The sequence below is a fragment of the Bacillus hominis genome (genome assembly GCF_030348325.1).
GTDB classification, from domain to species: Bacteria; Bacillota; Bacilli; order Bacillales; family Bacillaceae_G; genus Bacillus_A; species Bacillus_A hominis.
The window spans coordinates 893,053-911,437 of record NZ_JAUCFS010000005.1 but is presented as its reverse complement, the minus strand read 5'-3'; the positions used below and the strand labels follow the sequence as shown (position 1 = coordinate 911,437).

Genomic DNA, 18,385 nt, shown 5'->3' with positions numbered 1-18,385 from the left:
TGTCTTTATGCATTAAGATAGAAAAAATTATAAAGTGAAACTTTAATCAGTGGGGGTTTTGTTCATCCCCCACTGATTATTAGTTGAACCAATCGGGCGTTTACGGGCAGTCGATCTCCCACCTAACTTCTTTGCTCCACCTGAATTTTGAGGTGGGAGTTTTACTGCCCGTTAATGCGGGATAAATATAGACTTAAATATTTTTTTGAAAGGATATTGTTTAACAAACATAAAAAAAGAGCTAAGGCTGTATGAGAACCTTAGCTCTTTTTTATGTTTATTGTTTATTATATAAATTATTTAACGCTACAAGCCATACCAGCTATCATATTACCAACTGAAATACCACCAGGTTCCCCCGATGCTCTCCCTCTAAAACAAATGACAAGCCACCTCATGCCCCTTCGCAATCTCCACCATCTTCGGTACTTCCTGCGCGCATTTTTCAGTGGCGAATTTGCATCTCGTTCTGAATTTGCAGCCGGATGGTGAGTTGAGCGGGCTTGGAACTTCACCCTCTAGAATGATCCGTTCTTTGCCTGTGTTTGTTGGATCTGGTTCTGGCATGGAGGAGAGTAGTGCTTGTGTGTATGGATGTGCCGGTTTTGTGTATAGGTCTTCGCTGTCGGCAATTTCTACTATGTTTCCTAAGTACATGACTCCGATTCTGTCTGATATGTGTCTTACCATCGATAGGTCATGTGCGATGAATAAGTATGTGACTCCGGTTTCTTCTTGGATGTCTTGCAGCATGTTTACAACTTGTGCTTGGACTGAGACGTCTAGTGCTGAAATTGGTTCGTCACATAGGATGAAATCAGGTTTTACAGATAGTGCGCGCGCGATGCTGATGCGCTGTCTTTGCCCACCGCTAAATTCGTGCGGGTAGCGATATAAGTGTTCTTCTTTTAGGCCTACTTTTTTGAGAAGGTCTAGAATAATTTCTTTTCTTTCTTCCGCTGAATAAGATCCGTGAATGTTCATCGGTTCGCTAATAATTTGGAATACGTTCATTGTCGGATTTAATGATGCGTATGGATCTTGGAAAATGATTTGCATTCGTTTTCGATATTCCTTTAGTTCACTTTCCTTTAAATCCGCGATATCTTTTCCGTCGAATAAGATATTACCTGAAGTTACGTCGTGTAAACGAATGATGCTTCTTCCTGTCGTTGATTTTCCGCAGCCAGATTCCCCTACTAGTCCGAATGTTTCACCCTTTTTAATTGTGAAGCTAAGGTCATCGACTGCTTTTAATTGCTCTGTTTTTCTGCCGAATAGTCCTTTTTTAATAGGAAAATACTTTTTTAAGTTCCGAACTTCAATTAAATTTTCTTCATTCATGGGAATCACCTACCGCCCTATCGTTTAGCCAGCACATAGAGCGTCTTCCGTTTCCGATTTCAAAATATGGCGGACGTTCTTTTTCACAAATGTCCATTTTATGTGGGCAACGCTCTGCGAATGGGCAACCTTTCGGCGGGTGTAGTAAGTTTGGTGTTACACCTTGAATTGGAGCGAGTCTTTCTTTTACGCCGTTCGATATTTTCGGCAGAGAGTTTAATAGCCCTTTCGTATATGGATGGTTCGGCGATTGGAAAATATCAAGTACAGGCCCCTCTTCCATAATAAGCCCGCCGTACATAACGATAACGCGTGTACAGTTTTGCGCGACGATTCCTAAGTCATGTGTAATAAGAAGTAACGACATATTCGTTTCGTTTTTTAAGTTTTTCATTAAATCTAGTATTTGTGCTTGTATCGTTACATCAAGTGCTGTCGTCGGTTCGTCCGCAATGAGAAGGTCTGGGTTACAAGACATTGCCATTGCGATCATAACCCGCTGCTTCATACCGCCGCTTAGTTCATGCGGGTATTGTTTTACCCTTTCTTCCGGTGAAGAAAGACCGACTTGTTTTAGCAAGTTGACCGCGATGTGCTCTGCTTCTTTCTTTTTCACTTTTTGATGCCTTATGATTACTTCTGTCATTTGCTTCCCAATTTTCACGACTGGATTTAGCGCAGACATTGGATCTTGGGATATGAGTGAAATTTGATTTCCTCTAATAGAGCGTAATTCTTTTTCAGATTTAGAAAGTATGTTTTCATTGTGAAAAAGAATTTCTCCTTCTTTCACTTTCCCTGGTGACGTAACGAGAGACATAACGGACTTTGCCATAACACTTTTTCCGCTTCCAGACTCCCCAACGATACCTACCACTTCTCCTTTATTTAAACGAAATGAAACACCGCGAACCGCTTCAACTTCGCCGCCTTCTATAAAAAAAGAAGTCTTTAAATTTTTCACTTCTAATAGTTTTTCAGACACGCTTCTCACTCCTTTCACTTAACACTTTAGTTCTCATGTCCAGCCCCTTTTGGTGCGAAAGCTTTCTTCAACGCTTCACCGATTACGTTAAAACTTAATACAGTTAATAGAATAAGGAATCCTGGGAAGAGTGTTAAATACCAAGCTTCACCTATGTATCCTTGCGCATTATTTAGCATGCTGCCCCAAGAAGAATCTGGTTCTCTAATACCTAAACCTAAGAAGCTAAGTGATGATTCCATTAAGATCGATGTCGCAATTGTTAATGTCGCTGCGATAATAATGGTTGATAAAATGTTAGGAATGATGTGTCTTACAATAATCATGAGTGATTTTTGTCCGGATACTTTTGCATATAAAACGTACTCGCGCTCTTTTACTGATAATGTTTCTGCCCTTACGATACGCGCGGTATCCATCCATGTTAGTAATCCGATAATAAGAACAAGCGTTGTAATTCCTGGTTTTAAGTAAGCATTTAATAGTAACATTAAAAAGAATGATGGAATTGACATAAGAACTTCAACAACTCGCATTAAAAAGTTGTCTAACTTTCCGCCAAAATATCCGCTAATTGTTCCTACTGCGGTACCAATTGTAATAGAAACCACCATCGCTAGAAAACCAACAGCAAGGGAAACTCTTCCGCCATATAACGCTCTCGTTAAGTAATCCCTTCCGTAATCATCCGTTCCGAAAGGATGACTTAAACTCGGTTCTTGTAAACGATCTGGAATTGACATTTTGCTAGGATCGTACGGTGATATGAATGCGAAAAGAGACGCGATTGTTAAAACACCAAGTATAATAACTCCCATTACTACAAATTTATTTTTTGTAAAACTATTTTTTATCGTTTGAAATCTCCTATTGTTCATTCCAAATCACCCCCTCATTCGAATGCGCGGATCTACTACGCCATATAAAATATCAGCAATTAAGTTACCGAGAATTAACATGAATGATGATAGTAATGTAATTGCCATAATAATTGGATAATCAAATCTAAAAATAGCATTCACCCCGAGCGAACCAAGTCCCGGCCATGAGAATACTGTTTCCGTAATGAAAGCCCCGCCTACTAAACTCGGAATAGATAATCCGAAAATAGTAATGATCGGTATTAATACGTTTCGAAGTACGTGATTAAATAAAACTGTTTTCTTTGAAGCACCGTATGCATATTGAATTTGTACATAATCTTCTTCTAATTGCTGGATTGTGCTTGAACGAATATATCTCATATAGACAGAGATGTTTTGGAACGCTAGTACAGTACAAGGTAAAATTCCGTGCTGGACAATATCCCAGAAGGAATCTTGACCGACTGTACGCATACCCATACTCGGAAGCATGTTCAACTTTAAAGAGAATAAGTAGATTAATAATAGCGCGAACCAAAAGACTGGCATTGAGATTCCCACATAGGAAATGAAATTCACAATGCGATCAAAGAACGAATTCTTTTTCACCCCTGTAAATAGTCCAAGCGGTATTGCGATTACAAATGAGACGAGTAAAGATGATCCCATTAATCCAATTGTTGCGGGTAATCTTTCTGTAATAAGTTCTAAAACAGGACGGTGATTTTGAAGTGAGTATCCAAAATTCCCTGTTAATATATTTTTTAACCATAAAAAATATTGCACGTAAATCGGTTGATCTAGTCCTAAACTTTTACGAATACGCTCGACGTCAATCGGACTCATATTCGGCGTTACAAAGTTTCGAACTGGATCGCCCGGCGCTAGTTTTATTAATAGAAAAGAAATAATAGAAATAACAAATAAAAGCGGAATTGCATTTAAAAGCCTCTTTGCAATTACTTTATACACAAACTTCCCCCCTCAAGATAAAGTGAAACTTTAATCAGTGGGGGGTTTTGTTCATCCCCCACTGATTATTAGCCCGCACCAATCGGGCATTTACGGGCAGTTGATCTCCCACCTAACTTCTTTGTTTTAGCCGAGTTTTGAGGTGGGAGTCTTACTGCCCGTTAATGCGGGATAAAGTGAAACTTTAATCAGCAGAGCTTCCACCTAACTTCCTCGCATTTGCCGAATTTTGAGGTGGGAGTCTTACTGCCCATTAAAGCGGGATAAAGAAGCTGATTTCCACCAGCTTCTTCATAGTTTCTTATTTCACTTCATAAATCTTCGATAGATCTTCAAACATTGTAACTGGAATTGCTTTTGCTTCTTTTAATCCATCAAACTTTTTATCTACTGCAATAACTGCTTTCGGATATGCGATTGGAAGATACGGTAAGTCTTCTCTCGCTGTATCTTGGATTTTATGGTATAGCTCTGCGCGTTTCGTTTTATCTGTTTCAACCGCAGCTTCTTCCCATAACTTATCGAAGTCGGCATTTTTATAACGTGCATAATTGTATTCCGCATTACTTAAGTACAGACTCTTATATGAATCTGGCTCTGGTCCCATTATGTAACCACCAAATGTAATGTCATATTCTTTATTTTCTTTATCTAAGCCTTTTTCACTTGCCGCACTAGCATCTAACGCATTCAGTTCAACTTGTAAGCCAACTTCTTGTAACTTTTGTTGTGTATATAGCGCTAAACTTTCCATAATTTTATTATTCGTTACATACATAACTCGTACTTTTTCTTTATCTTTCACACCAGCTTTTGCTAATAAATCTTTCGCTGCTTTTTGATCATACTTATACTCTTTAATATCTTTCGCATAATACATAGCGTCTGGCGTTAAGATTGAATTTGCTGGTTCTGCAAATTGACTAGAAACGAATGCTGAGTTAATCATTTCTTTCTTATCTAATGCATGCGCAATTGCTTGGCGCACTTCTTTCTTCCTCATAAGATCTGTATTATTGTTATAAGATAAGTAGAATAATCTACCTTCTGGGAATGTCACCATTGAGAAGTTCCCTGTGCTATCTAATTTCTTAAAGTCTTGCGGCTCAATCATCTTCATATTGATTTGACCATTTTGAAGTGAAACATTTGCCGTATTACGGTCTTTTACAACGCGGTACACGATAGAATCTAATTTCGCTTTACCAGCAAAATAATCATCAAATCGCTCTAACGCAACATATTCATCCGATTTAAACTCTTTGAATTTAAATGGACCTGATCCTACAGGCTGTAGGTTTTTCTTACTCTTCACTAAATCTCCTTCACCTTCAAATACATGTTTCGGAATTGGGAAGAAATCATTCATAACCCCTTCGAAAGATGCACTTACTTGTGGTAATACGAATTGAGTCGTTAGCTCATCCACTTTTTTCACCTCAAGCGGCTTTCCTTTAAAGATAAAGTTTTCACGGCTTGAACTATTTTGCTTCTCATCTAAAATTGATTGGAATGTAAATGCAATATCATCTGATGTAATTTTCTTACCATCATGCCATTTCAAATTATCCTTTAATTTTAAAGTCCATGTTAATTGATCCTCTGAAGGCGTAAAGCTCTCAGCAAGAACAAATTTTTTCTTACCGTCTTCCATATGGTACAGCGGCGCATATAAAGCTTGCTGTATCGTTAACGACACACGATCATTCGCATAAAGCGGATTCATCGTATCGGGATTGTCGCTAACACCAACTGTTAACGTTCCTCCATCTTTCGGAGTCCCTGACGTACTAGTTCCTGCTTGCTTCGAAGAATCTTTCTCCCCTGAGCAAGCCGCTAATGCAATAAGTAATAGTAGGACAAATGGTAATGCAAACAACTTCTTCTTCATATTTCGACCCCTCTCGACTATTTACACCTATAAGAAAACTCGGAATTAATACCGAGTTTTCTTATAGGTTTTAAATTACCACTACCCGTATGTATTGTCAAACTTTTTCGCAAAGGTAGAAAGTTTGAAATCTACCAATGAATTCTTGCGATAAACTATATTTATGCGGGACGTAAAATAAAAAGACCACGAAAAGATGGCCTCGCAAAACGAGCTAAAAAACTAGCAGTCTATAGAAAATTTCTCTAGAATGGGATTAAATACAAGAAATATTTAGGAGGTTATCATGACATTTGATGAATTGAAAAAAAACAAACCAACAACCCTATGGATCGAGAATGATGAAGACGGGGAGTTTTTCACTGAAGAAAAGATAAGTGCAACAAATAAAGTTCTCGACTCTTACATTAACAATTTAGAGCGATTGGGAGAGAATCCAACCGAAGCCAAAATCATGCAAATCGTTAAAGAAGTAGTTATTAAAATAAATGAATTAAATATCGAACATGACCAATTTATCGAAACTATGGAAAGAGAAGATCTCTATGAATTTATCGATACAGCAGCACAAATAGCTGGCTTAGAATCCGAAGAAGACATAACAGAAGAATGGCGAGAATGGTAAAAAGCTGCATACTTGATGTCTAAATTTACTCCTTCATAAAACTTTGTCCCTTCTTCTCCAATTGGGAACTAAGGAACAAACAAAAACAACTCCAATAGAATCCAATGCTAATATATATTAAAATTTTCATTCAAATTAATAATATGATTAGATGTTTTTCTAAGTTCTTCTTCTCTAAATAAAATTATTCTATTTTCCAAACTCATTTCTCTAACCAATTACCAAGGCGTTCTGAACATAAATATCTTATATTCTTTAAGATGTGTATCTTTAGAGTATGAAATAAACAGAAAAACAACTACAATCGAACACTTTAAGTCCACAATAGAAATGATTCAAAATGAACGCCTTTATTTATCTCCTGTTATTGTTGTAAAAGGTGATTTTCATAAAGGTATTATTGGCATTCTCGCTTCACGTATCGTAAGCCATTACAAAAAACCAGCAATCTTTATCGCAAATAATGGGACAGGTTCAGCTAGGATTTTACAAAGTAGTGGGTTTTCTATATGTACAAACCATTTCCAATTTTAATTTAACTTTATTTCTTTTTTCCCCCTTTAAATTTTTGATTAAAAAGGAAAAATCATTATTTATGTTATGCAAATCCAGTAAAAAAAGAAGAAAGATTCTCCCCCCTTCAGAATCTTTCTTCTTTAAAGTTCACATTATCATTTTAACAATATTAATTTCAACATTTTACTTTTTTCATTTACATAGTTTGTTACATTCGTAGATAATTATTAAATGATAAGTTAAAAACAAACTTATTTGGAAGCAAATGTTTTCCCATTTTTTCATTCATAACAGTTTCAAGCTTTTCAATAAACACATTCCAAATGATAAACAAAAGGGGCGATTCTATTGAAAAAGTTACTACTTTTGATTGGTTTTATGAGTCTATTTACTGTTCTAACTGGTTGCAGCGATGATAGTTCTTACAGACTATCACAAGAAGAAAGAGAAGCAGAAGAATTAGAAAAAAAGAAAGAAGAAGAGGAAGCACAAAAACGCAAAGCAGAATGGGAACAAATGGAGAAACAAAAAGAATGGGAAAAAGAGAATACGGATGAAATCTGTTACCGTGTTGGTCGCTATTCAAAAAATGGTAAAACTGTGGATTCAGGTATGTATACCCTATCTCCTGAATCAGGTAGCAAATTAAAAATGCATGATTTAGAAAACAGAGGTTTTAACAAAGAACTGGATAGTAAATTTTTAGTGGTTGAAAGTAGCTTCTTCCAAGGCTTTCCTCCAAGCAGCAAATTCGATATTTATTGTGTGGTATGGAAAAAAGGAAGCCGCAGTGAAGCTATAAGAGTCGACATTGGTCATCACGATATAAGTCGTGGATGGTAGTTGTAAGTAAATATTTAAAAGAGAAAAAGAAGCCAATCACCTACTATATATAGATGGTTGACTTCCTTTCCCTTCCGTATGCCGATAAAATTCTACATTACTTCCTCAAAGCAGACACTTTTTCTGCCTACTCCATAAAGAATGTGTGCTTTTTTAATTTCACATTATCATTTTAACAATATTAATTTCAACATTTCATTTTTTTCATTTACGTAGTGTGTTACATTTGTAGCTAATTATTAAACGGTAAGTTAAAAACAAACTCAAATTCACCTTATTTTACTATTATTTAATCCATTACAATGTATCTTCTTATTAATCACATACAAACCATGTGTTTTTGGTCTTTGAGTACAGAATAAATACTGGTCAACTTACTAAAATGGACATGTTCATTATCCATACTTTCAAGTAAATCATTAGCTAACAAAATAACCCATGTAATAGCAACACATAATTGAGTTTCATCCAATGTATCAGGATTACGCAATACTTCTGCTACTTCTTCTGCATTTAACTGTCTACACTCCCCCTCCACGAGCAAACGCAGGCGATGTTTATGAATTGTGCTAACGATCTGAAAATCACTCTCTTTAAATAACAAGCATAGTATTTCACAAAATGTTTTTAAGTCTTTTTTTATATCACGTGTTTTCAAATAACTCCCCCCTATTTTCCTCTTCAATATTCATCTATAAAACCTTCATATCACTCGCAATTTTACATAAATATTAGAAAATCCACATCAAAAAATAATTATTTTCTTATATAAGTAACTCATCAAATTAAAACGGTTAGAAGCTAATCATTACCATTTAATAGACCTAATCATTGAAATATACTCGTACACATTGCTATTCACCCCTTAATCGTACGTATCATATACCACTTGCAAACACTACACATCACATTTGAAATACATACGCGCATTATAAACAAAAAGAACACCACAATCTCAATATACTTTCATGTACAAAAATATATGGAGCACCAATCCAAGCAAAAAAGACCACCAAAAGGCAGCCTCAAAACTCAATCACAGTCCCCATCCCGTGCTCTATCGCTTTCTCATACAAATACTTCGCAACAATAATATCCACTACCGCCAAACCAACTGATTTGAAGATAGTAATCTCTTCATCGTTCTCCCTACCAGCTTTTTCCCCGCTTATAATTTGACCAAGTTCGGCGTGAAGATTGCTAGCTTCGAATAAACCTTCTTTTATTGGAACTTGAAGGTCACCTGTTTCTTCTAGTGCTGCTTCTTTTGATTCAACTACTACTTTATTTGCGTTAGCGATGGCATGAGATGGTAGTTCTTGCATGCTCGGTCTGAATGAGCCGACGGCGTTTACGTGGACGCCTTTTTGCAATGTTTCTGAGAAGACTGGTGTGGATGCGTTCGTAGTTGTAACGATGATATCTGCTTCACTTATTGCTTCATTTGGATCTCTGTAAACGTAAGCAGGTTTGTTAAATGTCTCTTGTATATATTGCGCAAATGCATACGCTTTTTCTTCTGTTCGGTTGTATAAAATGATTTTTTCAATGTCCCTAACGGCGAGTACAGCTTCAGCGATTCCTTTCGCCTGTTCACCGGTACCGATGATGCATAAAGTTTTGGCGTTTTGACGAGCTAGGTGTTTTGTCGCTACTCCTGATAAGGCACCTGTTCGGATCATTGTTAAATAAGAACCTTCTAAAAGTGCGAGTGGTTCTCCCGTTTGGAAGTCTGATAGCATCACAATCCCGTTTATCGTTTTCTTTCCTATCTTTTTGTTGTGCGGGACTACTGTTACTACTTTTAAACCGAGTGCTTCAAGTCCTTCCGCTACTGAAGGCATAATTAATGCGGTATTTTGCTCGTTCGCAAATGGTAATGAGCCACGTATTGGTGTAATCGTTCTTTCTGCGGAAAATTCTTGTAAAGCAAGCGCCGCGTATTCAATAACTTCGTTCATATTTACTAAATTTCTTTGTTCGTTCGCGCTTATGACTAGCATTTATTTCCACCTCCTCCTTCTATCCTAACAAAAATCCTCGATTCAAAACATCTCTCGGATCTACAACAAACTGATGAAATCCTGTAATAAATGCCTGCCCTGTTACTTTCGGAATGACTGCTTCATATTTATCTACCTCTGTTATGGATAATACTTCTCCCTCAAATTGGCCGTCAGTGATGCATTCGTGGATGAAAATTTCTCCCTTTTGCAGGGCGTCTTTTTCAAAAAGGGTTGCGATTCTTGCGGAAGTTCCTGTGCCGCAAGGGGAACGATCTACTTGCCCGTCAGCAAAGATCGTTACATTTCGTAACGTAGCGTCTTTTTCTTTCGGTTCATCTGAAAAAATAACGCCGTATATTCCTTTTAAATCTTCTTCAAGTGGATGTTTTACTTCCATCTGATTTTCAATATAATGCTTAATTTTACCGCCCCACGTTTGAATTGCAGGTAAGTCTTTAAAATCGACCTTCAAACCAAATTCTTTACTATCTACAACAGCGTAGAATGCTCCGCCAAACGCGATATCTACTTGAAATTCATAGTCATCTATTTTAATAGGAACGTCTTTTTTGTATACAAATGAAGGAACGTTTTCAAATGATACGGATTCAACTTCGCTCCCGTTAAATTTTGCGTACGCAATAACTTCCCCAGCAGGGCTATCAATAATGAATTTTTGTTTTTCACCTGTCACTTCAAACATACCCGTTTCAATTCCCACTGTAATAACAGCGATAATGCCGTGACCACACATCGTACTCCAGCCTTCATTGTGCATAAATAATACGCCAAAATCAGCGTGAGCACTTGCAGGTGGTGTAATGATACACCCGTACATTCCGTGATGTCCTCTCGGTTCATACATAAGAACCTCGCGAAGATGATCCAAATGTTCCATGCAGTATGCACGTCTTTCAAGCTGCGTTGCTCCCTTTATCTCTGGCACTCCGCCCGTAATAATTCGAAGTGGTTCCCCAGCTACGTGCGCATCAATTGTTGTGTATATTTTACTAACCTTCATTTCTATCTCTCCTTCATACTTTTATACTCTTTTCATTGCAAATACCATGCCAATGTACAAAGTGTTAATTTGTTTACATTTTTCTGAAAAAGATGTATCCTTTTGGCAACAAATCTGTATACTACTGTCTACTTTTTTATAAAATCTCTGGAGGCTATGTTATGAAACAATTCGATACCTTTGCAGTTCCAACATTGCACACGCTCCTCTCTTACGTCGAAGAAGCGATTTCTATCGTAAATACGGAAGGAGTTATGTTGTACTGGAATGAGGCAGCAGAAAAAATGTATGACATTAAGAAGGAAGATATTATCGGTAGAAATGTACAACAGTTCTTTTCAAAAGAAGATATTATAAATTTAAAAGTTCTTGAGAGCGGGCAACCGGTCCGTGATATTTATCATCTTCCGCGTCCAGATAAGCACGTATTAATTAGTACGACTCCTATTTATAACGACGACAACGAATTAGTTGGTTCTATGTCTGTAGAAAGAGATATTACTGCGACGATTAAGTTAAATGAAAAATTATCCTCTACTTCTGAAGAATTACAGCAATTAAAGCAAATGATTCAACATCAGCAAGATGACCCCTTCAGCACGATTAAAGGCAATAACGCAACACTTCAGCACATTATCCACAACATGAAAAAGGTAGCAAAAACTGATGCGACGATTTTAATTACAGGCGAAAGTGGTGTTGGGAAAGAACTCTTCGCTCAGGCCATTCATGAAGCGAGCCTTAGAAATAAGCAACCTTTTATCCCAATTAATTGCGGCGCTATTCCTGCCGCTTTATTTGAAAGTGAGTTATTTGGTTATGAATCTGGAGCTTATACGGGAGCCGCTAAAGGCGGAAAGGCAGGAAAGTTAGAACTAGCAAATGGCGGCACTTTATTTTTGGACGAAGTGGGAGAACTCCCGCTTGATATGCAAGTGAAACTACTTCGCGCTTTACAAGAAAAGGAGATTTACCGAATTGGTGGGCAAACGCCGAAAAAGATAAACGTAAGAATTATTGCCGCAACGAATCGTATGTTAGAAGATATGGTGCTCAGCGGGACATTTCGATCTGATTTATTTTATAGATTAAATGTTTTCACAGCGCACATCCCGCCGCTGCGAGAGCGAACAGACGATATTTCCTTTTTAACTCATCATTTCTTAAAGGAATTTTCTTTTAAATATAACAAGCTCGCCCCATTCGTTCATCAAGAAGCAATGAATCGACTACACACATATTTTTGGCCAGGTAATATTCGCGAACTGCGCAATATAATAGAAAGATTAATTGTCCTTCATGACGGGAAAGAAATACGTGAAGCGAATATTTTGCAACTATTGCCTTCGCAAAAATCCTTCCATCATACAGAGCGTTCACTCACTGATGAGAAAAAGAACTTAGAGAAAACTAGAATTATACAAGCTCTCGAAGACACGTACGGAAATAAAAGCATCGCTGCGAAAAAGTTAGGCATGTCCCGGGCTAACTTATATAAGAAATTAAAGAAGTACGGAATTACTTATGAAGTAGAGCGATAATCAGCGGGGTGTATCTTCATAAGCCAATAAAAAAGTCATTTATTCATTGTGGAATTCAAGCCACATATTCGTTCTTGGGAGGTGCTGTGGCACCTCCTTTTCTTTTGCAACAAACGGGCCAGATTGTTGAGGGTCGATTATGAAATCATGTACTTACACTATAGGACAGAATTATTGATTTCCTATATAATTATAGAAAACAAAAGATAGGTTATTTAAGGATGGCTGATATGTTGAAAACAAAAACTAAATATCAAACTTGGATACGAATTTACAAACTAATTATTTTTTTGGTTATTTCACTCATTCTTCTCTCGGTAACATTATTACCTGTTAATTTATATCTGCGAGTTCTGTCAGGTATTTTTGCGTTACCTTTTATTTATATAGCATTTATACTTTCTTATTCAGTTTACCAATTTGCAGCATTTGGGGGGAATTATCAGTCAAAAATACATGATTTAATTGTTGCCAAGGTGAATTGGGATGGAAAAGGAAAAATACTAGATATAGGAACCGGTAGTGGTTCACTGATTATTAAACTGGCAAAGACTTTTCCTAAGTCCTTTCTAACTGGAATTGATTATTGGGGCGGAAATTGGGAATATTCCAAATCCCAATGCCAACAGAATGCTGAAGTAGAAGGGGTCTCTGATAAAATTGATTTTCTGAAAGCAAGTGCTGCAGAACTCCCTTTTACTGATGATGAATTTGATATAATTGTAAGCTGTCTAACATTTCATGAAGTAAAAGATAGAGAAAATAAAATTGAAGTAATTAAAGAGGCATTAAGAGTGTTAAAACCTGGTGGTGAATTTGTTTTCTTAGATTTGTTTATGGATGAAAAAATATTTGGGGATGAAAAAGAGCTCTTAAATATCTTAAAGAAACATGGTGTATCTGAATTAAATAGCTACAAGCTTGCTGAAGAAATAGAGTTACCAACACTCTTATTGAACAAAAAAGTATTAGGAAATGCAATGATTTTGAGTGGAAGGAAATAAGAATGCACTAATTCGCCCTTATAATAGCGCGGACTTCTCTATTATAAGGGCAACTACTTAATTTAACTTAACAAAGTGATGTAGCTCTATTTGTTTTTTGCATCTTTTTTAGAAACATCGTAACTTTATTTCAATATTCAAAAGCTACACCAAGCACCCGCCCACACACCTAACCCCAACAAAAAATCCCCCAAAAACCCCGGGGGACCCCATCAAACCCTCACCGCCACAACATCCGGCACTTGCTTCGCAATCTCCTCACCAATTTTTATACTAGCTGTTGCCGCCGGAGACGGTGCGTTGCAAATATGCAGAGAATTGATGCCAGGGATAATGCAGAAATCATCTACCATATTTCCGTTTGATAAGATGGCTTGTGCCCTTACACCTGCATGCGTTGGCACGATATCTTTCTCTGTAAGTTCTGGTATTAAGCGCTGCAAGCTTTTTAAAAATGATTGTTTACTAAATGAGCGCACCATTTCTTTTATGCCTTCTTTCATATTTGGCATCGCCATTTTCCAAAAGCCTGTGTATGTCATTGTTTCCATGAAGTCTTTCATATCGAAGTCTGTTTTCGTATAACCTTCGCGTTTGAAGCTTAATACTGCGTTTGGTCCTGCATGTACGTCCCCGTTTATCATTCTTGTAAAATGAACACCTAAAAATGGGAATTCTGGATTTGGAACTGGATAAATTAAATGTTTTACGAGATGGCGTTTTTCCGGGACGAGTTCATAATATTCACCGCGGAACGGAACGATTTTCATATCCGTTAATATGCCTGTCTTTTTCGCAATACGATCACTATGTAAGCCAGCGCAGTTAATGAGAAATTTCGTTTTAAATATGCCTTTGTTTGTCTCAATTGTTACAGCGTCTTTCTTTTCAGTAATACGCTCTGCGGCTGTTCCTAAATGTACTTCTCCCCCGCTTTCCTGAATTAAGCGGGCAAATGCATAACTTACTCCTTTATAATCAGCAATCCCGCAAGATGGAACACGGATTGCCCCAAGTCCCTTTACATGCGGTTCAATTTCAGCTAATTCTTCCTTATCTATTTTTTCAATATGTAAATCGTTTTGTAAGCCTCTCTCATATAAGTTATGTAAAAGAGGAAGTTCGTCCTTTTCTGTAGCGACAATTACTTTCCCGCACATGTCATAAGCGATGTCATTTTCTTTACAAAATTGAACCATAGCTGCGTTTCCTTCTTTGGCAAACTTTGCTTTATAACTCCCTGGTTTATAGTAAATTCCAGAATGAATTACACCGCTATTATGTCCAGTTTGATGATGTGCAAGTTCCTTTTCTTTTTCAATGATCGCGATTTTCGCACGAGGGAATTTTTTCGTTAAAGCCATTCCAGTTGAAAGACCAACAATTCCTCCGCCAATAATTATAAAGTCATACATCCTACTTCCCCCTTAATATGATGAAAGGCAGGCCTTTTTTAAGACCCGCCGTACAAACTTATTTAGAAAAACAACCGCGTTGACGCATTAGTTCTCTATATAAATCTTTATTTTTCTCAAATGCAGCTCTTCCGTGCATCCAAAATAAATTGTTTAAAAGAACTAAGTCACCAATTGGTAATTTTAATGCATGTGTTGCTGGTGAATTTTCAACAGAATATGATAAGTCTTTCAGATAGTTTGCTTGTTCAATATTATCTGGATAAGCGAACTGATCAATAAAGCAAATACATGGTGCATTATTCACATCAAAAAACGTTTCACGATAGACGATTTCTTGCGCATTTTTACTTGGTGGCGCTTTATACGTAACCTTAACAGATGCGAGCGAATGATCTCTAAATTTTTGAAGATCTTCCCAATCGTCTAAATGTAGTAAACGGGATTCCCCTCCTACTGCATTTTGCTCTTCAATTTTCATCATAAGAAGCCAATCTGTCGGTTCATCAACGAATGTACCGTCTGTATGAAGTGTAAACAATCGGTACGCTTGACGAAGGTAAGAATCACTACTATCTGTATCTTTCACATTAAATCTAGCATAATACGTTCCTGTCATTGCATCAAAGTTTGGCGCCCCGATTAAATGTGTTAATGCTGTTGCAAATTTCACGTAGTCTGCTGGATCTGCCGTTTCACCTTGTACCCCAATTGTAAATCCGCCCGTTTCACGGTCATGAACAATGCCGCGAATGTTATCCATAAATGATTGCCCAAAAATCTTTCTCATGCTATCCGCAAGATTAAATCGAGAATACGGAATGTATTGTAATGACTGCTCTGAATGCTCTTGTACCTCTTCAAAAAACTGCTTAAGCAATTGCTGATTTAAAACAATATGATATAAACGCTTATGCTCTGGATGAGGAACAATCTCATACCCCTCATATTTCTTTGCAAATTTCATCTTCGTACTTTGTTCTGTAATAATCGACATTTCAATTCCTCCCTAATTTAAATATGAAGAACTTATGGACGCTTTTTACAGACAGTTATCCTTATCTTCTTATGCTGAGATTCGGTCTTACTGCCCTAACATCGAAAAAGCCAGTCATACGCATCCACGATATAAAATCGTAGAAACGTACAACTGGCTCATAATTACGAATGTTCTTTAATCTCTTAAAGTACAATAATAATAGACAGTTTGTATGAAAATATTTGTAAAACAGGAAAGCAAGATCGAATATAGAGAAGGCTAATTTCTCGTATGGATCTTATTAATTAAATAATAATTCAAAATATTCTAACTGTCAATTCGTTTTTTATTATTTTCTCTACAAACTTTACACATTTTACAAATCTCCTTGCTTTCCGCACACCCTCTTTTTTTCGTCTCTTGTTTTACAACTTGCACTTCATTTAACTTTTTCATATTCCTTGCCTCCTCAATATAAAAAGCCAGTCGTATCCCTTTAAAAGAAATACAACTGGCTCTCGTTTATAGCTATACAAACTAGACAGTTTTTATGGTGTTGTTTCCTCGTACTCTCCCTGAGGCTGTTCATCATTTAAATAACTTACATATTGGCGATGTAAATCTTTTACCGCACTAACGATCGCATTTTGCGCTTTTCCTTGATAATGGTCCATAATATCTTGAACGATTTCTTCAATACCATCTTGCAAGCTATGTCCTCTCAACATTTGAGCAACGAAGTCTCTACCATGCTCTGTCGCAAGCGTACATGACGCTTCAATAATGACATGATATTTATGATCTGCCTCAATTGTAATTGTTAATGTTTCATACATACTGCGAACAGCCATCCCTTTCGGAAGTCTCGAATGTCCTGCCATAAAAAAAGTCCCTTTACGCATATTTCATCCTCCGTTACTATGTTTTGGTTACTTATACTTGATCTACGTATACTGTCTTTGTTCTCGTGTAAAATTCTTTCGCCGCTTTTCCTTGTTCACGCGGTCCAGCACTAGAGTTTTTCATTCCGCCAAACGGAACTTGTGGTTCTGCTCCTGCAGTTTCTGAATTCACATGAACCATTCCAACTTCCATATCATCAATAAATCGTTGCGACAAACTTAAATTATTTGTACAAATGGATGCACTTAGTCCATATTCTGTATCGTTCGCTAAAGAAACTGCTTCCTCATAGCTATTCACTTTAAATAAACATATAACTGGGCCGAAAATTTCTTCTTTTGCAATGCGTGCATCTTTGTCTACATTTTCAAAAATAGTCGGTAAAACATAACATCCTCGCTGCAGTTCAGCTTCGTCTGGCACGCTGCCTCCATACAGTAAAGAAGCCTCTCCTTTTCCTACTTCAATCATCGATAAAATAGATTGCTGCTGACCCTTAGAAACACATGGACCCATAAATGTATTACTATATAGCGGATTCCCAACTGTAAGAGCTTCAGTGCGCTGCAACAGTCGCTCCTTAAATGCTTCATAAATGCCCTCTTCGACTATTACTCTACTCGTTGCGGTACACTTTTGCCCCGTTGACATAAACGCACCTTTTATCGTAATATTTACCGCCTTTTCAATATCGGCATCCTTTAATACAACTAACGGATTTTTCCCACCCATTTCTAATTGGACTTTTTTCCTAGTTTCAACGGCTGCTTTTTGAATGATGTTTCCAACGTGATTAGAACCAGTAAAGGATACCGCTTTTATATCCGGATTTCCCGTTAACTCTGCCCCAACTTCAGAGCCTTTACCGAACACACAATTTATAACGCCTGCCGGAATGCCTGCCTCATGAAAAGCTTCCACGAGATGGTACACCGATTTTGGCGTAACTTCAGCTGGCTTAATAACAATCGTATTTCCGTAAATAAGTGCTGGCGCCATTTTCCACGCTGGAATCGCAATCGGAAAGTTCCACGGCGTAATTAATCCGACCGGCCCTACTGCCACACGTTTACTGTAAAGCATTGTACTTTCATTAGCAGACGGAATGATCTCTCCGATCGGCTGATTCGCTTCCCCTGCATAATATTCAAGAATGCTAATCGCCCGCTTCGTCTCGCCTATCCCTTCCGCAATCGTCTTTCCTTCTTCGTTCGTTACATCCCGGCCAACTTCATTTACCTTTTCTTTTAAAATAGCTGCCGCTTTCCATAAATAGCTCGCTCTTTCTTGAAACGATAATTTTTGCCATTTATGAAAAGCTTCTTTCGCTGATGCGATTGCTACTCGTGTATCCTCTACTGAACTAAACGGAAATTCACCTAGCACTTCCCCGTTATGCGGATTATAATTTTTAATGTATGCATTCGTGGAAGGTTCTCTCCACTCACCGTTTATATAATTGAAAAACCTCATTCCC

18 protein-coding genes are annotated in these 18,385 nt (G+C 37.3%); 5 read left to right on the top strand and 13 right to left on the bottom strand.

What is annotated here, in order from left to right; genetic code table 11:
- Window positions 1–372 precede the first annotated feature (372 nt).
- The 5 genes from QUF93_RS07065 to QUF93_RS07045 all read right to left on the bottom strand — a co-directional run bounded on the left by QUF93_RS07065 (window position 373) and on the right by QUF93_RS07045 (window position 6,055).
- Window positions 373–1,344 carry an ABC transporter ATP-binding protein gene (locus QUF93_RS07065; RefSeq protein WP_289358286.1) on the bottom strand — a complete coding sequence of 324 codons (972 nt, stop codon included), beginning with the start codon at window positions 1,342–1,344 and terminating at the stop codon, window positions 373–375.
- Window positions 1,337–2,329 (bottom strand): ABC transporter ATP-binding protein, encoded by a 993-nt coding sequence (locus QUF93_RS07060; RefSeq protein WP_289358285.1) that lies wholly within the window; start codon window positions 2,327–2,329, stop codon window positions 1,337–1,339. Before QUF93_RS07060 ends, QUF93_RS07065 begins: the two co-directional genes overlap by 8 nt.
- Window positions 2,330–2,355: 26 nt before the next feature.
- On the bottom strand, window positions 2,356–3,207 hold the full coding sequence (locus QUF93_RS07055; protein WP_088057728.1) for an ABC transporter permease: 852 nt from the start codon (window positions 3,205–3,207) through the stop codon (window positions 2,356–2,358).
- A gap of 6 nt (window positions 3,208–3,213) precedes the next feature.
- Window positions 3,214–4,164 carry an ABC transporter permease gene (locus QUF93_RS07050; protein WP_289358284.1) on the bottom strand — a complete coding sequence of 317 codons (951 nt, stop codon included), beginning with the start codon at window positions 4,162–4,164 and terminating at the stop codon, window positions 3,214–3,216.
- 301 nt (window positions 4,165–4,465) lie between these two features.
- Window positions 4,466–6,055 (bottom strand): ABC transporter substrate-binding protein, encoded by a 1,590-nt coding sequence (locus QUF93_RS07045; RefSeq protein WP_289358283.1) that lies wholly within the window; start codon window positions 6,053–6,055, stop codon window positions 4,466–4,468.
- 286 nt (window positions 6,056–6,341) lie between these two features.
- Between QUF93_RS07045 and QUF93_RS07040 the strand changes: the two genes are divergently transcribed.
- The 3 genes from QUF93_RS07040 to QUF93_RS07030 all read left to right on the top strand — a co-directional run bounded on the left by QUF93_RS07040 (window position 6,342) and on the right by QUF93_RS07030 (window position 8,039).
- Complete coding sequence (locus QUF93_RS07040; protein ID WP_289358282.1) at window positions 6,342–6,680, top strand: hypothetical protein; 339 nt, start codon at window positions 6,342–6,344, stop codon at window positions 6,678–6,680.
- Between the two features lie 330 nt (window positions 6,681–7,010).
- Window positions 7,011–7,214 carry a hypothetical protein gene (locus QUF93_RS07035; RefSeq protein ID WP_289358281.1) on the top strand — a complete coding sequence of 68 codons (204 nt, stop codon included), beginning with the start codon at window positions 7,011–7,013 and terminating at the stop codon, window positions 7,212–7,214.
- 330 nt (window positions 7,215–7,544) lie between these two features.
- Window positions 7,545–8,039, top strand: coding sequence for a hypothetical protein (locus QUF93_RS07030; RefSeq protein WP_289358280.1), 495 nt, complete (start codon window positions 7,545–7,547; stop codon window positions 8,037–8,039).
- 319 nt (window positions 8,040–8,358) lie between these two features.
- Here the strand turns inward: QUF93_RS07030 and QUF93_RS07025 are convergent, their stop codons facing one another.
- The 3 genes from QUF93_RS07025 to QUF93_RS07015 form a co-directional block, all read right to left on the bottom strand.
- Window positions 8,359–8,697, bottom strand: a complete 339-nt coding sequence (locus QUF93_RS07025; RefSeq protein ID WP_289358279.1) for a hypothetical protein — start codon at window positions 8,695–8,697, stop codon at window positions 8,359–8,361.
- Window positions 8,698–9,064: 367 nt separating this feature from the next.
- Window positions 9,065–10,042, bottom strand: a complete 978-nt coding sequence (locus QUF93_RS07020; protein ID WP_289358278.1) for an ornithine cyclodeaminase family protein — start codon at window positions 10,040–10,042, stop codon at window positions 9,065–9,067.
- A 19-nt stretch (window positions 10,043–10,061) separates the two neighbouring features.
- Entirely contained in the window at window positions 10,062–11,066 is a 1,005-nt protein-coding gene (locus QUF93_RS07015; protein WP_289358277.1) for a proline racemase family protein, read from the bottom strand.
- Window positions 11,067–11,227: 161 nt separating this feature from the next.
- On the opposite strand from QUF93_RS07015, the gene QUF93_RS07010 reads away from it, so the two are divergent.
- Both QUF93_RS07010 and QUF93_RS07005 read left to right on the top strand, forming a co-directional pair.
- On the top strand, window positions 11,228–12,607 hold the full coding sequence (locus QUF93_RS07010; protein WP_289358276.1) for a sigma-54 interaction domain-containing protein: 1,380 nt from the start codon (window positions 11,228–11,230) through the stop codon (window positions 12,605–12,607).
- A gap of 230 nt (window positions 12,608–12,837) precedes the next feature.
- Window positions 12,838–13,611 carry a class I SAM-dependent methyltransferase gene (locus QUF93_RS07005; protein WP_289358275.1) on the top strand — a complete coding sequence of 258 codons (774 nt, stop codon included), beginning with the start codon at window positions 12,838–12,840 and terminating at the stop codon, window positions 13,609–13,611.
- Between the two features lie 212 nt (window positions 13,612–13,823).
- Here the strand turns inward: QUF93_RS07005 and lhgO are convergent, their stop codons facing one another.
- From lhgO to QUF93_RS06980, 5 genes are all read right to left on the bottom strand, one after another.
- Window positions 13,824–15,026 (bottom strand): L-2-hydroxyglutarate dehydrogenase, encoded by a 1,203-nt coding sequence (lhgO, locus tag QUF93_RS07000; protein WP_289358274.1) that lies wholly within the window; start codon window positions 15,024–15,026, stop codon window positions 13,824–13,826.
- 58 nt (window positions 15,027–15,084) lie between these two features.
- Complete coding sequence (gene glaH, locus QUF93_RS06995; protein ID WP_289358273.1) at window positions 15,085–16,023, bottom strand: glutarate dioxygenase GlaH; 939 nt, start codon at window positions 16,021–16,023, stop codon at window positions 15,085–15,087.
- A gap of 309 nt (window positions 16,024–16,332) precedes the next feature.
- Complete coding sequence (locus tag QUF93_RS06990) at window positions 16,333–16,461, bottom strand: hypothetical protein (RefSeq protein ID WP_289358272.1); 129 nt, start codon at window positions 16,459–16,461, stop codon at window positions 16,333–16,335.
- A 92-nt stretch (window positions 16,462–16,553) separates the two neighbouring features.
- Window positions 16,554–16,907: a DUF3870 domain-containing protein gene (locus QUF93_RS06985; RefSeq protein ID WP_002116596.1), complete on the bottom strand. Its 354-nt coding sequence runs from the start codon at window positions 16,905–16,907 to the stop codon at window positions 16,554–16,556.
- Window positions 16,908–16,938: 31 nt separating this feature from the next.
- Entirely contained in the window at window positions 16,939–18,381 is a 1,443-nt protein-coding gene (locus QUF93_RS06980; protein ID WP_289358271.1) for an aldehyde dehydrogenase family protein, read from the bottom strand.
- Between the last annotated feature and the right edge of the window lie 4 nt (window positions 18,382–18,385).

Coding starts and splice junctions, on each gene's coding strand:
- QUF93_RS07035 (WP_289358281.1), top strand. CDS start 7,011: ATGATTCAAAATGAACGCCTTTATTTATCTCCTGTTATTGTTGTAAAA.
- glaH (WP_289358273.1), bottom strand. CDS start 16,023: ATGTCGATTATTACAGAACAAAGTACGAAGATGAAATTTGCAAAGAAA.
- QUF93_RS07045 (WP_289358283.1), bottom strand. CDS start 6,055: ATGAAGAAGAAGTTGTTTGCATTACCATTTGTCCTACTATTACTTATT.
- QUF93_RS06985 (WP_002116596.1), bottom strand. CDS start 16,907: ATGCGTAAAGGGACTTTTTTTATGGCAGGACATTCGAGACTTCCGAAA.
- QUF93_RS06990 (WP_289358272.1), bottom strand. CDS start 16,461: ATGAAAAAGTTAAATGAAGTGCAAGTTGTAAAACAAGAGACGAAAAAA.
- QUF93_RS07040 (WP_289358282.1), top strand. CDS start 6,342: ATGACATTTGATGAATTGAAAAAAAACAAACCAACAACCCTATGGATC.
- QUF93_RS07020 (WP_289358278.1), bottom strand. CDS start 10,042: ATGCTAGTCATAAGCGCGAACGAACAAAGAAATTTAGTAAATATGAAC.
- QUF93_RS07055 (WP_088057728.1), bottom strand. CDS start 3,207: ATGAACAATAGGAGATTTCAAACGATAAAAAATAGTTTTACAAAAAAT.
- QUF93_RS07065 (WP_289358286.1), bottom strand. CDS start 1,344: ATGAATGAAGAAAATTTAATTGAAGTTCGGAACTTAAAAAAGTATTTT.
- QUF93_RS07015 (WP_289358277.1), bottom strand. CDS start 11,066: ATGAAGGTTAGTAAAATATACACAACAATTGATGCGCACGTAGCTGGG.
- QUF93_RS07005 (WP_289358275.1), top strand. CDS start 12,838: ATGTTGAAAACAAAAACTAAATATCAAACTTGGATACGAATTTACAAA.
- lhgO (WP_289358274.1), bottom strand. CDS start 15,026: ATGTATGACTTTATAATTATTGGCGGAGGAATTGTTGGTCTTTCAACT.
- QUF93_RS06980 (WP_289358271.1), bottom strand. CDS start 18,381: ATGAGGTTTTTCAATTATATAAACGGTGAGTGGAGAGAACCTTCCACG.
- QUF93_RS07010 (WP_289358276.1), top strand. CDS start 11,228: ATGAAACAATTCGATACCTTTGCAGTTCCAACATTGCACACGCTCCTC.